Source organism: Rhodoferax ferrireducens (assembly GCF_031458075.1).
In the GTDB taxonomy this organism is placed as follows: Bacteria; Pseudomonadota; Gammaproteobacteria; order Burkholderiales; family Burkholderiaceae_C; genus Rhodoferax_B; species Rhodoferax_B ferrireducens_A.
Genome location: NZ_JAVDXT010000002.1, coordinates 859,109 through 872,052, shown reverse-complemented (window position 1 = coordinate 872,052; position 12,944 = coordinate 859,109). Strand labels below are relative to the sequence as shown.

The following is a 12,944-nucleotide window of genomic DNA, read 5'->3' as shown; positions in this document are numbered from 1 at the left end:
GGAACCACCATGTCCCAACGCAAGCTGCGCCTAGGCGCATTCATCATGGCCACCGGCCACCACATCGCGGCCTGGCGCCACCCCGGCGGCCAGATCGACGCCGGCACCAATATCGACCACTACATCGCGCTGGCCCAGACGGCCGAGCGCGGCCTGTTCGACCAGGTATTTGTGGCCGACACCCCCGGCCTGCGTTTTGAAGGCAGCGACGAGGCTTTCAGCCGCCAGGGCCGGGTCTCGTACTTCGAGCCGGTGACGCTGTGGGCCGCGCTGTCGGCGGTGACCAAGCACATCGGCTTCGTCGCCACCGCCTCCACCACCTACGAAGACCCGTTTCTGCTGGCGCGTAAATTCGCCTCGCTGGACCACATCAGCAAGGGCCGTGCGGCCTGGAACGTGGTGACCACCAGCGCCGAAAACGTCTACGGCAACTTCGGCCAGGACAAGCACCCCGAGCCCGAAGTCCGCTATGAGAAAGCGCAGGAATTCGTCGACGTGGTGAAGGGCCTATGGGACAGCTTCGAAGACGACGCGTTTGCCCGCGACCCGGCCTCCGGCGTCTACTTCGACCCGGCCAAGCTGCACCCGCTGAACCATGTGGGCAAGCACCTCAAGGTAGCCGGCCCGCTGAACCTGGAGCGCTCGCCCCAGGGCTACCCGGTGATCGTGCAGGCCGGCTCGTCCGAGCCCGGCAAGGAGCTGGCCGCTGCCACCGCCGAGGCCATCTTCACTGCCTGGACCAGCCTGGCCGAAGCCCAGGCCTTTTACAGCGATGTGAAAGGCCGGCTGGCCAAGTATGGGCGCCGGCCCGAGCAGCTGCTGGTGCTGCCTGGCATCTCGCCGGTGGTCGGCCGCACCCAGGCCGAGGCCGAGGCCAAATGGGCCGAGCTGCAAAAGCTGATCCACCCCTCGGTAGGCCTGAACACGCTGGAGCCATTCTGGCCGGGCGAAGACCTGTCCAAGTGGGACCTGGACGCCCCGCCGCCCTACATCCCGCAGCCGCCGCTGGGCCGCAACAGCCGCGCCCATGTGGTGCTGGAACTGGCGCGGCGCGACAAGCTCACCGTGCGCCAGCTCTACGAATACCTGGCCGGCGCACGTGGCCACTGGGTGGTGGTAGGCACGCCGGAACACATCGCCGACCAGATGCAGAGCTGGTTCGAAAACGGCGCGGCCGATGGCTTCAATGTGATGCCGCCGGTGCTGCCGGAGTCGCTGGACGACTTTGTGGACCTGGTGATTCCCGAGCTGCAGCGCCGTGGCCTGTTCCGCACCGCGTACGAAGGCACCACCCTGCGCGAGAACCTGGGACTGGAGCGGCCGGCCAACCAGTTCAGCGTACAGGCGCGCAAGGCAGCGTGAAGGCGATTGCTATTAAATAAATAGCTACTGGCGCAGGTAGAAACTGCGTCAGCGGCACTTTTTATTTAAATTTCCCAGTCTCCGTTCGTCGGACGGGACGCAGACCAATAGGCCTCGAAGTCGGCCGCTGCCAGCGGATGCGAGAACAGATAGCCCTGCGCATAGTCGCAGCCTGCGGCGGTCAGCAGGTCGCGCTGCAGGGTGGTTTCCACACCTTCGGCCACCACCTTCATGCCCAGCGCATGGGCCATCACGATGATGGCCTTGCACAAGGCCAGGTCGGTAGCCCCGGGAACCAGATGGCGCACAAACGACTGGTCGATCTTCAGAAAGTCGATATCGAACTTCTGCAGGTAGGACAGCGAGGAATAGCCGGTGCCGAAGTCGTCCAGCGATACCTGGATGCCGGCGTCGCCCAGCGCCAGCAGATGCTCGGTCACGCGGGTGCTGGTGTCCAGCAGCAGGCCTTCGGTGATCTCGACCACCATGCACGCGCCCGGCAACCCCATGGCCTGTAGCCGGCTGGCCCAGGGCTGCAGGCCATGGCCATCGTGGTGAAACTGTGCGGGCGACTTGTTCACGCTGATCTGGAAATCGGGGTGCAGGGTCTGGCGCCAGGTCTGCACCTGGCGCGCCGCCTGCTGGAACACCCACTCGCCAATGTCCACAATCAGCCCGCTGGATTCGGCGATCGGGATGAAATGCGCGGGGCTGACCAGACCGCGCGTAGGGTGCTGCCAGCGTATCAAGGCCTCGGCCTTGTGCACCGAGCCGGTGGCCAGCTCGACAATCGGCTGGTAGACCAGCCGGAACTGCTGCTCTTGCAGACCGGAGCGCAGGTCATGCGCCAGCCGGGCCCGGGTTTGCGCGGCCTCCTGCAGCGCCGGCGTGAAAAAGCTGAAGCGATTCCGCCCCGCGCCCTTGGCCACGTACAAGGCCTGGTCGGCGTTCTTGAACAGGCTTTCGATATCCTGGGCATCGGCCGGGTACAGGGTGATCCCTATGCTGGCCGACACAAAAGCCTGCTCGTTGCCCAGCTGGAACACCGCTTCCAGGGTGCGCAAGATTTTCTGCAGGGTGGGCTCCAGGCGGTTGCCGTCGTTCACCTCGGTGAGGATCACGGTGAATTCGTCGCCGCCCATACGCGCCACGGTATCGGCCTCGCGCACGCAGTGCTGGATGCGCCGGGCGGCCTCTTGCAGCAACAGGTCACCGTTGTCATGGCCCAGGGTGTCGTTGACTTCCTTGAAGTGGTCCAGGTCGATGAACAGAATGGCCAGCTGCTGCACATCGCGTTTGCAGCGCTTAATCTCCTGCTCCAGCCGGTCGCGCAGCATGCGCCGGTTCGGCAGGCCGGTCAGGGTGTCAAAGAACGCCTGCTGGCGGATCAGCACCTCGGAGGCCTTGCGCTCGGTGATGTCGGTATGCGTGCCAATCATGCGGGCCGGCCGGCCTTGGGCATCGCGGCTGATGACCATGCCGCGGCTCAACACCCATTTCCAGCTGCCGTCCTTGCAACGCACCCGGTGCTCGTTGGAATAGGTGGCGCTCAGGCCGCTGAAGTGGGCGTTGCGGTCGCGCTCCATCTGGGCCAGGTCGTCGGGGTGGGTGCGCTTGTCCAGTTCGGCCGGCAGGTCGGGTATCTCGCCTTCCTGGAAACCATACATCTCGACCAGGCGTTTCGAGAAATGCTCTACCCCGCTCTGGATATGCCAGTCCCACACGCCGTCGCCGGTGCTCTCCAGCGCCAGCCGCCAGCGGTCTTCGGTTTCCTGCACCGCCATCTGGGCCTGCTTGCGTTCGGTGATGTTCTGCATCACGCCGATGCGCGACACCAGCTTGCCGTTCTTGCGCACCGAGGTGCCCGTCACATGCACCCAGATGGTGTTGCCGCGGAAGGTCACGGCCTCCAGCTCGATGCCGACAGACTGGTCCGTATCGAACGCCAGCGCGCGGGCGTGGACCTTCTCCATGGAGGCCGGCGTGAACACCCGCTCGGCCGACTCCATCGCTGTGCTGGGCGTGTATTCCTCGGGCGAGGTCTGGAAGATGCGGTAGACGCCCTCGGTCCAGTAGACCCGGTCGGTGGCGACATCCACCTCCCAGGCGCCTATCTGGGCCTGGGACTGCAAGGCGGTCAGCAGCAGATCCAGCCGCTTGCGCGCCGCCTGGGCCTGCACGTAGTCGGAAACATCGGCAACGGTCCGCACCATGCCACCATCGGGCAACATCTGGCTTTTGACTTCCAGGGTCCGGCCGTCCGGGGTGTCGCGCAAAAAATGCGCGGGCAGCGGGGTTTTTCCGCCGGTCAGTACATAGTCGCGGGCATGCTCGTCCACCAGCTGCGCCTGCGGGCCGAAGTCGCCGCGCTTGAACTGAAAGCCGCTGATACGCGCCAGCGAGGGGCGTTCGGCCAGAAAGCTCTCGGGCAAGTCCAGCATCTCGCAGGCCCGCTGGTTGAACGAGATCAGGCACATCTCGGCGTTGAACACAAAAATGCCTTGGCTGATGCTCGCGGTGGTGGTTTGCAGCAGCCGGGTCTGCTCCTGCAGCTGGGCATTCAGTTCACGCAATTCCGCCTCGGCCTGCTTGCGGGCGCTGATGTCGGTATGCGTGCCTATCAGCCGCAGCGGCCGGCCCTCGGCGTCCCGGCTGACGATGGTGCCGTGCGACATGATCCAGACCCAATGGCCGTTCTTGTGGCGCATGCGCAGATCGGCAACGTATTCCGGCGCCAAGCCGGCCAGGTACGCCGTCACCGCCGCTTGCAGAGGCACGATATCGTCTGGATGCACCATGCGGATGAACTCCGCATAGCCACCCACCAGCTCGCCGCCGCGGTAACCGAGGATTTCCTCCCAGCGCTGGGAGTAGGTCTGGGTATTGCGGGCCAAATCCCATTCCCACACGCCGACGCCCGAGGACTCCAGCGCCACCTTCCAGGGGTTGTCTTCCGCGCTCAGCTCTGGCGCACGGGTCCAGTCCTGCGGTGCGGGCGAGGCTGGAGGTTCAAAGCGGTCGGTCACAGGCGATGGGGCGAATATTTAAGCCGAATTCTAAAACTCTGGCGCCCATCCAAACCCAGCCACTGAAATCGACAGTTCAAACAAGCTCAAACCCTCGTTAAGCTCAGTTTTTTCAGAAGTATGAATCCCCATTTATCTGCTTTTTCAAACAGTTAAATACCCCTAGTATCGTCGGCGTATCAACTCTTTCTCGTTGGAGAAACCCATGAAAAAATTGCTTTCCCTGCTTGCCGTGGTTCTGACCATCGGCTTGTCGACTGTTGCGATGGATGCCGAAGCGGCCAAACGCATGGGCTCCGGTAAATCCGTGGGCATGCAGCGCCAGGCCACGACGGACAAGGCTCCCACGGCGACTCCTGCACAAACGCCTGCGGCCAACACCGCAGCCGCCGCGCCCGGCGCTGCAGCTGCTGCTGCCGCACCCGCCAAACGCTCATGGATGGGCCCGCTGGCCGGTATCGCGGCTGGCCTGGGCATCGCGGCCCTGGCTTCGCACCTCGGCTTGGGTGGTGAACTGGCTTCCATGCTGATGTTCGGTCTGCTGGCTGCCGCCGTCATGCTGGCCATCGGCTTTGTGATGCGCAAACGCGCCGCCGCTCGCCAGCAGCCAGGTGACAGCCGCGTGGGTGGCATGCAGTACGCCGCAGCCGGTGCTCCGGCCGACGTGCAGCCCGCTGCGCAAGCCTTCAAGAGCGCCCTGCCCGGCTCGGTGATCGGCTCGTCCATCGGTTCGTCGATTGGCGCCAGCCTGCCGACCGCCAAGGCGATTCCGGCGGACTTCGACACCACCGGTTTTGTGCGCAACGCCAAGGTCAACTTCATCCGCCTGCAGGCCGCCAATGACGCCGGCAACCTGGAAGACATCCGCCAGTTCACCACGCCGGAAATGTTTGCCCAGCTGAAGATGGACCTGAGCGAACGCGGTACGGCAACGCAACACACGGATGTGGTCAGCATCGACGGCGATGTGCTGGAAGTCGCCGAAGAAAACGGCCACTATGTCGTCAGCGTGCGCTTCACCGGCCTGATCCGCGAAGAGGCTGCTGCGCCTTCCGAGTCGTTCGACGAAGTCTGGCATCTGACCAAGCCTCTGCAAGGCAATGGCGGCTGGGTGCTGTCGGGTATCCAGCAGATGTAAGTCTCCCGCTCCGGGAAACCAGGGCCTCGGCACGCAAGTGCCGGGGCTTTTTTCATGGGCAGCATCCCTGCACAATGGCGCCATGACTCTCCCCCCTACCCGCTATTGGCTGATGAAGTCCGAGCCCGAAGACTGCTCCATCGACGACGCACTCGCCGCCCCGGACGCCACCGTGCCCTGGACCGGCGTGCGCAACTACCAGGCCCGCAACTTCATGCGCGACGGCATGCAGGTCGGCGACGGCGTGCTGTTCTACCATTCCAGCTGCGCCGAGCCCGGTGTTGCCGGCATCGCCCGCGTAGCCTCAGGCACGCGGGTGGACACGACCCAGTTCGACCCGGCCTCGCCCTATTTCGACCCCAAGTCAGCGCCCGATAAACCACGCTGGCTGTTACTGGACGTGCAGGCGCTGCGCAAGACCCGGGTACTCGGCCTAGCGGAAATGCGGGAGCAGCCTGCACTGGCCGCGATGCGGGTGCTGCAGCGCGGCAACCGCCTGTCCATCACGCCGGTGGAGCCCGGCGAATGGGAGCTAATCACGCAGCGGCTGTTGGCTTAGCTGTTGGCTACCGCCGTGTCGGGCGCCCGGTACACCAGCACCTTCAGGGCCCGATCCATCGACACATCGGCAAACGCCGCCGGATTCGCCACGCGCTCCACAAACACCAGTTCGGGCGCCAGCTCCGCCATCTGGTCTTGCAGAAAAGCCACACCCAGCTCCGGCGCGTTCAGGCATAGCAGCGCATGGCCGCCGTGCATCAGCAGATCGGGCAGGCGGCGCATCAGCCGGGCGTAGTCCTTGGTGGCAACGAAGCTGCCTTTCTGGTAGCTCGGCGGGTCGACAATCACCAGGTCGTAGGCGCCGCCGCGGTTGATCTTGCCCCAGGTGGTGAAGATGTCGTGCGGCAGAAAGCTGGCGCCGCTGTCCAAGCCGTTGAGCCGGTGGTTCTGCTGGCCGATGCCGATTGCGCCCTGGCCCATGTCCACGTTCAGCACATGCTTGGCGCCAGCCTGCAGCGCCACCACCGAGAACGCGCAGGTGTAGGCAAACAGGTTCAGCACCCGGCAGTCGGTGCGGCCCGCCACATGCGCACGCACCCAGCGCCGGCCTTCGGCCATGTCGAGGAACAGGCCGTGGTTCTGGCCTTTGAGCACATGCACACGGTAGCGTGCGCCCTGCTCCGTCACCACATGCGGATCGGGCACCTCACCCGCCATGAGACGTGTTTCGGTGCGGCCGTCAAAGCGGCACTGGTAAACCCAGTTCAGCGCCTGGTCCGGCGCCAGTTGCTGCCAGCGCGCGGCCAAGGCGGCGCCAATGGCGGCCAGTTCATCCTCTGCCGCCGGCTGGAAACTGGTCAGCAGCAGGACCGGCGGAAACGCATCCAGCGCCCAGTGCTCGCAACCGGGATACAGGCCGCCGCGGCCGTGGAACACGCGCTGGGCATCGGTGGGCAGGTCCATCGTGGCGATGGCATTCAGCAGGGCTTGCATGGGGTAAAGGGTAAGAAGCAAACGCCAATGGTAAAAGAAAAAGCCACGCAGCCCTTTCAGAACCTGCGCGGTAAGCTACCGAATCAATAGCAACACCAGTTTGCTTGCGAGCCCGCAGCCCTCCGGGCCTTGGCGCCTCAGTGGCGGCGGTAGCGCAGCAGCCGCCCGCGGTACAGCGGCTGCTGCTCCACCGCCTCTTCGCGCAGCAGGGTTTCTTCCAGCACATAGCCGAGCTGCTGCAGCCGTCGCGTGAAGGCGGCACGGTTGCCGCGCTCCGGGTCCACGATCAGGACTTCGCTGACCGGCATGGCGTGGCGTTCGATAAAACGGGGCAAAGCGCCGCCATCGTCGCGCTCATACAGCACGTCGCTGCCCATGATCAGATCGAAGCGGCCCTGCACCCTGGGAGCCAGGTCTTGCCCCGGCAGTTGCATGGGCACATCGGACCAGTCGCCGTGGCAATAGCGCATCGGCGCCAGCCGGTTGAGCCGCAGATTCTCCAGCAGAAATTCACCCGCCAGCGGATGGCAGTCGCTGGCGGTCACCTGGGCACCACGCCGGTGGCAGACCAGGCTGGCCAGCGCCAGGCCGCAACCGATCTCCAGAATGCTCTCGCCCGGGTGTAAGGGACGCAGCACCACCGCCGCGGCCAGCTGCAAGCCCGAGGGCCAGACCATGCCGAACAACGGCCAGTTGCCCGAGGAAATACCCACGGCCGAAGCATGCCCCAGCGGGTCGCTGAACTGCTGGCGGTCGAGCAGGCAACGGATCTGCAGCGCAGCGACGCCCAGCACCGGGATGGATTCTTGTTTGAGCGCATAGCCCGGCATATCGACTTTCGTGAGCGAGTTGCCGGGGACGCCGTGAGGGTGGCATCAGGAGCGCGTGCGCGGGTGGTTGGAAACAAGGCTGCAGCGCCGCGGGATGGCATGGGCCAAGCAGCGGGCAACCAGGCCGCAGTATGCAGCAGCGCGGGAAGCGTGGTCGGCGGACGCCTGATTACCCACTCCAGCAGTGCCGGGCGCCCTGCGCCATGGCATTGCTGGAGACCCACGACATCAGAAGGCGTGCGTCATGCCCAGGCTCAGGCCGTTGGAGCTGCCTTTGTTGCCAGCCCCCAGGTAGTTGCCCTTCCAGTGTGTGTTGTCCAGCTCCAGGTACACCTTGCTGCGGCGGGAGAACTTGTACTCCAGGTAGGCCAGTAGGCGATTGAAGCCATCGTCGGCCACGGCCGTGCGCTCGCGGTTCAGCTTGTAGTAGCCCGCCAGCAGGTCGATGGCCGGCGTGATGGCGTAGTTCACGCCGCCCACCACCACGCGGTTGGTGCTTTCGGTCGTCGCAGTGGTTGCGCCGCGGTTGTAGCCCATGTTCGCCATCACGCGAAGCGACGGCAGCGCGAGCCAGCTAACGCCCAGATTGGCGGCATTCAATGTCCTGTCGTTGGCGTCCTTGAAGCGTGTGTAGGCTGTCGTCACGCTCAGGCCGGGTGTTAGATAGTCCAGGCCCAGGCTCGAAACACTTTGCTTGGACCCGGAGCCCGCGACTTCGCCGAAACCGCGCATGGCGCGGGCGACCACGGGTCCAATGGGCACCGAGAACTTGGCCGAATTGTTGACCCGGTTCGACGCGGCACTTGAGCCCGTGGCGCCGTACTCGACACCGAGCTGGTGCGCAGACAGGCCAACGTTCTGGATGTTGGGGTTCAGGCTGGCGAAGCGCAAACCGATGGGGTCCGCGACACCGGCGGAGTCGGCGGTCAGCGTGTTCTGCCGACCCAGCGTGACACCGCCCCAGTTGCCGGCAAGGCCTATCACCGAGGCGCGGTCAAAAAACGTGGTGGCATTGGCCGAAGCCCCGGTGTCCACGTTGATACCTGACTCCAGGTTGAAAGTCGCGCGCAGCCCGCCGCCCAGATCTTCCGCTCCCCGCAGGCCCCAGCGGCTCGTGAGGCCAACGCCGCTCGCGACGGCGGTGGTGTTGAGCGTGGACCGCGCATAGGTGCTGGTAAGCCCCGTCTGCGTACGTACCGACGCGTCGATGATTCCGTACAGGGTGACCGAACTCGCGGTCTGCGCGAACACAGGCACCGCAGTGCACAGCACGGTAGCGGCAAGGATTTGTCTCTTTTTCATTTTTGTCTCCAGTTGAACTTATGTGGATTGTTCTGTGGTGCGGCTGTCGCAACTAGGGCATACCGGCACTACCAGCTATGTCTTGCCAGCAGGGCAGTTGCGCATCCGTGGCGCGCACCCGCTCCGCCAGCAATATGAATGCAGCCTTTTGCGTGTGGGGGTCGCGGCACGCCGGGCCGAGACGGCGCGCATCCGCCGAATCTCCAAGCCGCCCGGCCGGGCGGGCTGGCAACGGCAACTCCAGGATGCCGCCTATGTCTAAGGCATACCTTCGCCGCGTGGCGCCGCTCTACAAGCGGGGTACGTTGGCGCGCGTGATGACGTCAGACCAACGCCGGACTTCCGACGCCAGCAGGTCACGCAGTTGCTCGGGGGTTCCGCCTGCGGGGCTCACGCTCAGGTCCGCCAACTGCTTGCGCAGCTCCGGGTTTCCCAAGGCTTTGTTGGCCTCGCGATTGAGCTGGGCGATCACGGCCGGAGGCGTGCGGGCCGGGGCGGCGAGTGCGTTCCAGGACGCGACCTCGAACCCGCGCACGCCGCTCTCTGCGACCGTGGGCACCTCGGCCAGCAAGGATGTACGTTTAGCGCCCATCACCGCCAGCGGCCGAACCGCCTTGGAGGAAATCTGGCTCATCATCGGCCCGAGGATTTCGACTGCCGCATCCACCTGCCCTCCGCGCAAGGCGGTGAGCACAGCGGGTGAACCGTTGAACGGCACAACCTGGAAGTCCACACCCGCGCTGGTCTTGAGCAGCTCGGCCGCCAGGTGCTGCGTGCTGCCGATGTTGATGGTCGCGATATTCAGTTTGCCCGGGTTCGCTTTCGCGTAGGCAAGCATTTCCTGCATCGACTTGAAGCGGCTGTTGGCCGCGGCGAGCACGGCGATGTCGAAAAACCCGAGAGTGATGATGGGTGCGAAGTCCTTTTGCGCGTCGAACGACAAGGACTTGAACAGCCCCGCGCTCACCGCCGTGCCATTACTCATGAGCAACAGCGTATGGCCGTCCGGCTCGGACTTGGCCACCGCTTCACCGGCGACCACACCGCCCGCGCCCGGCTTGTTGTCAATGATCACAGCCTGGTGCAAGCCTTCTCCCAGCTTGTTGGCAACCGCACGCGCCGTGAGATCCGCAATGCCGCCGGCGCCGAATGGCACGACGATGCGGATAGGCTTGGATGGAAAAGACTGTGCGTTCGCCCATGCGGGCAGCAGCGCGCCCATGGCGCCGGTGGCCAGCAAATGTCGCCTGTTCATCATATTGTTTGTCTCCTTGTTAGCGGTGCCGCAAGTTTCAGCCCCTGGGGCAACTAAAGCAATACGACATATCTCGCTACCTGATAGAGCTAAAAATACATGGCTCCATGGCAAACAACGCACCTCCCCGGCGTGTAACCGCCTGCACGTGGGTGCAGGTTCGGCTACGCGGCAAACATCGCACCCACTTGCTGCAACCAGGCTTGGCGCTTGGCATCGGTAGCGTGGCTGACGGGAGACAGGGCCACCCACTCCACCTTGCGCACGCCGCATTTGCGCAGCGTGCCGCGCACCAAAGACCGCTGTACGGCATCGCCATACAACCAGCGGTAAGCCCATTTGGGCGTGTTCATCGTTGTCACCACGACGGCGCGCTGGATGTGGGTCAAATGGCCCTTGACGCCGAGTTTGGACGGCTTGTAGGCCCATCCATTGGTGAACACCTTGTCGATAAAGCCCTTGAGCAGGGCCGGCATGACCTCCCACCAGATCGGAAAAATAAAGACCAGTTGCTGGGCCGCGTCAATGCGCGCCTGGTAGAGCGGCACGGCGGGGTCGGCGCTGTGGCCGCGGGCATACCCCGCCAGATCGGTGCCCCGCATGACGGGGTCAAAATTCTCACTGTCCAGATGCAGGCGGTCGACGATATGGCCGGCTTGTTCTAGCTGCTGCACCACCCGGTGGTACAGGGCGTGGCAATAGCTCTTGGCATAGGGGTGGGCCAGAATGACCAGGGTTTGCATATGTGCTCCATCAAAAGTTGCGATGGGGCGATGGTGCGGAGCGCGGGCCGCGCCGTCATTAACAAAGGTTCAGAGCGTGCGCGAAGGCGCGGTTTCTTTCAATTTGCGCCGAATCCGGCTCAGATGCACCGCGCTCACGCCCAGGTAGGCCGCCAGAATGTGCAGCGGTATGCGTTCCAGCCGCTGTTGGTGCGTGGCCTGCAAAGCCAGGTAGCGCTGGGTGGGCGAGTCGGCAATCGCACTGGTGTAGAGGTTGGCGTAGTGGATCAGCCGCTGCTGCGTCAGCACCTGCAGATCAGCTTGCAGAGCCGGGTCCGTCTTGGCGCGTGCCTTGATGGCAGCCCCCTCCAGCACACGCAGACGGCAGGCTTCCATGGTGACCAGGTGCAGGGCACTGGGGCGCCCGGTCAGAAAGCTTTCCAGCGAACTGACCACCTCGCCCTCAAAGAAAAACTGGGTACTGGTCTCGCGCCCCTGGGCGTCGATCAAGTAGAGCCGCGCGCATCCCTGCTCTATCAGGTAAATACGCTGCGCCACTTCACCGGCGCGCAGCAGCAACTGGCGTGCGCCGACCTGGCGGCCGGTGCCAAGTTCCAGGAAGGTGGCGTGGAGGGCGCTCATGCTGGCTTGAGTCTATATTCAGTGGCCATCCGCATTGCGTACAGGCAAGGGCTCAGTGCAGCGCCCGCACTGCCCAGCGCAACTTGGCGGACGTTGAGCGGGGGTTGCTGCGCTGCTCGTCATACGAAGCGCGAATCGGGTCGGCGGCCACGCTGCTGAAGATGCCATTGCGCTCGCCGGTTTGAAAGCATTTTTTCACGCGCCGGTCTTCCCCGGAGTGGAAGCTCAGAATAGCCACGCGCCCGCCGGGCTTCAGGCAGGCGGGCAGGTTCAGCAGCATGGTGTCCAGCACGCCAAACTCATCGTTCACCTCAATGCGCAGCGCCTGGAACGTGCGCTGCAGCACTTTTTTGGTTTCGGCCAAGCGCTCTTCTGCGGGCATGCTGCGCTTGTACGCCAGCTCCATGGTGGCGCGCACCAGGTCGGCCAACTGCACCGTGGTTTCCAGATACTGGCCTTGCAAGGCTGCGGCCAAAGGAACAGCAAAGGGCTCATCCGAGTTGTCGGTCAGCAGGTCGCGCAGCCGGTGCCGGGTCACGCACAGCAGCAGCTCGCTGGCCGACTGGCCGCTGCTCGGGTCCAGGCGCAAATCCAGCGGGCCATCGGCCCGGAAGCTAAAGCCCCGTGCCGGGTTGTCTATCTGCATGGACGACACGCCCAGGTCCGCCAGCACAAAGTCGAAGCCACCGCCCGCCTGCGGCAGCAAAGTAGCCAGTTCACTGAAGTTGGCGCGGTGCACGCTGAGCGCCTCTTCGCCAAAACCCGCTGCGCGCAGCCGCGCAGTGGTGCGGGGTAGCTCAATCGGGTCGACATCCATGCCAAACATGCGCCCGCCGGGCTGCACCAGCGGCAGCATGGCCAGCGTGTGGCCGCCAAAGCCCAGGGTCAGATCCAAGCCGGTTTCGCCCGGCACGGGTTTCAAGATGGCGAGGATTTCGTCCACACAAATCGAGCGGTGCATGCCCGCAGGCGTTTGCCCGCGCTGCATCACTTTGTCCACCTCGGCCGCATGGCGCGTGGGGTCCAGCTCTTTGTACTTTTCTTCAAACTGGCGGGGATGGGTGCCAGCGTAACGCACGCGGCGCTTGTGGGGAGGGGAAGCGTCGGTCATCGGCCATTATGCGGCCGCGCGCTTGCTCCTTCAGCAACGCACGATCACATAGTGCCGAAAAC

General features: G+C 64.5%; 11 protein-coding genes. 3 read left to right on the top strand and 8 right to left on the bottom strand.

The window, feature by feature from the left end; genetic code table 11:
- Positions 1-9 precede the first annotated feature (9 nt).
- Positions 10-1,362 carry an LLM class flavin-dependent oxidoreductase gene (locus tag J2X19_RS13035; RefSeq protein WP_310373687.1) on the top strand — a complete coding sequence of 451 codons (1,353 nt, stop codon included), beginning with the start codon at positions 10-12 and terminating at the stop codon, positions 1,360-1,362.
- 65 nt (positions 1,363-1,427) lie between these two features.
- Here J2X19_RS13035 and J2X19_RS13030 read toward each other — a convergent pair whose 3' ends face one another.
- A complete protein-coding gene (locus J2X19_RS13030; RefSeq protein ID WP_310373685.1) occupies positions 1,428-4,388 on the bottom strand; it encodes a sensor domain-containing protein in 2,961 nt (986 codons plus the stop codon).
- 205 nt (positions 4,389-4,593) lie between these two features.
- On the opposite strand from J2X19_RS13030, the gene J2X19_RS13025 reads away from it, so the two are divergent.
- Entirely contained in the window at positions 4,594-5,526 is a 933-nt protein-coding gene (locus J2X19_RS13025) for a Tim44 domain-containing protein (RefSeq protein WP_310373684.1), read from the top strand.
- Between the two features lie 82 nt (positions 5,527-5,608).
- Complete coding sequence (locus J2X19_RS13020; protein ID WP_310373682.1) at positions 5,609-6,085, top strand: EVE domain-containing protein; 477 nt, start codon at positions 5,609-5,611, stop codon at positions 6,083-6,085.
- Here J2X19_RS13020 and J2X19_RS13015 read toward each other — a convergent pair.
- The 7 genes from J2X19_RS13015 to rsmH all read right to left on the bottom strand — a co-directional run bounded on the left by J2X19_RS13015 (position 6,082) and on the right by rsmH (position 12,882).
- A complete protein-coding gene (locus J2X19_RS13015) occupies positions 6,082-7,020 on the bottom strand; it encodes a class I SAM-dependent methyltransferase (protein ID WP_310373680.1) in 939 nt (312 codons plus the stop codon). The two genes, J2X19_RS13020 and J2X19_RS13015, sit on opposite strands and share 4 nt — an antisense overlap.
- 137 nt (positions 7,021-7,157) lie before the next feature.
- Positions 7,158-7,850 (bottom strand): class I SAM-dependent methyltransferase, encoded by a 693-nt coding sequence (locus J2X19_RS13010; protein WP_310373678.1) that lies wholly within the window; start codon positions 7,848-7,850, stop codon positions 7,158-7,160.
- 228 nt (positions 7,851-8,078) lie between these two features.
- A complete protein-coding gene (locus J2X19_RS13005; RefSeq protein WP_310373676.1) occupies positions 8,079-9,152 on the bottom strand; it encodes a porin in 1,074 nt (357 codons plus the stop codon).
- Positions 9,153-9,441: 289 nt separating this feature from the next.
- Positions 9,442-10,410 carry a Bug family tripartite tricarboxylate transporter substrate binding protein gene (locus J2X19_RS13000; protein ID WP_310373674.1) on the bottom strand — a complete coding sequence of 323 codons (969 nt, stop codon included), beginning with the start codon at positions 10,408-10,410 and terminating at the stop codon, positions 9,442-9,444.
- Between the two features lie 161 nt (positions 10,411-10,571).
- The gene (locus tag J2X19_RS12995; RefSeq protein ID WP_310373672.1) at positions 10,572-11,150 is read right to left on the bottom strand and encodes an NAD(P)H-dependent oxidoreductase; all 579 of its coding nucleotides are present in this window, start codon (positions 11,148-11,150) and stop codon (positions 10,572-10,574) included.
- Positions 11,151-11,219: 69 nt separating this feature from the next.
- Positions 11,220-11,771: a Crp/Fnr family transcriptional regulator gene (locus tag J2X19_RS12990; protein WP_310373670.1), complete on the bottom strand. Its 552-nt coding sequence runs from the start codon at positions 11,769-11,771 to the stop codon at positions 11,220-11,222.
- Positions 11,772-11,823: 52 nt separating this feature from the next.
- Positions 11,824-12,882: a 16S rRNA (cytosine(1402)-N(4))-methyltransferase RsmH gene (gene rsmH, locus J2X19_RS12985; protein WP_310373668.1), complete on the bottom strand. Its 1,059-nt coding sequence runs from the start codon at positions 12,880-12,882 to the stop codon at positions 11,824-11,826.
- Positions 12,883-12,944 lie beyond the last annotated feature (62 nt).

Coding starts and splice junctions, on each gene's coding strand:
- J2X19_RS13035 (WP_310373687.1), top strand. CDS start 10: ATGTCCCAACGCAAGCTGCGCCTAGGCGCATTCATCATGGCCACCGGC.
- J2X19_RS13025 (WP_310373684.1), top strand. CDS start 4,594: ATGAAAAAATTGCTTTCCCTGCTTGCCGTGGTTCTGACCATCGGCTTG.
- J2X19_RS13020 (WP_310373682.1), top strand. CDS start 5,609: ATGACTCTCCCCCCTACCCGCTATTGGCTGATGAAGTCCGAGCCCGAA.
- J2X19_RS13015 (WP_310373680.1), bottom strand. CDS start 7,020: ATGCAAGCCCTGCTGAATGCCATCGCCACGATGGACCTGCCCACCGAT.
- J2X19_RS13010 (WP_310373678.1), bottom strand. CDS start 7,850: ATGCCGGGCTATGCGCTCAAACAAGAATCCATCCCGGTGCTGGGCGTC.
- J2X19_RS13005 (WP_310373676.1), bottom strand. CDS start 9,152: ATGAAAAAGAGACAAATCCTTGCCGCTACCGTGCTGTGCACTGCGGTG.
- J2X19_RS13000 (WP_310373674.1), bottom strand. CDS start 10,410: ATGATGAACAGGCGACATTTGCTGGCCACCGGCGCCATGGGCGCGCTG.
- J2X19_RS12995 (WP_310373672.1), bottom strand. CDS start 11,150: ATGCAAACCCTGGTCATTCTGGCCCACCCCTATGCCAAGAGCTATTGC.
- J2X19_RS12990 (WP_310373670.1), bottom strand. CDS start 11,771: ATGAGCGCCCTCCACGCCACCTTCCTGGAACTTGGCACCGGCCGCCAG.
- rsmH (WP_310373668.1), bottom strand. CDS start 12,882: ATGACCGACGCTTCCCCTCCCCACAAGCGCCGCGTGCGTTACGCTGGC.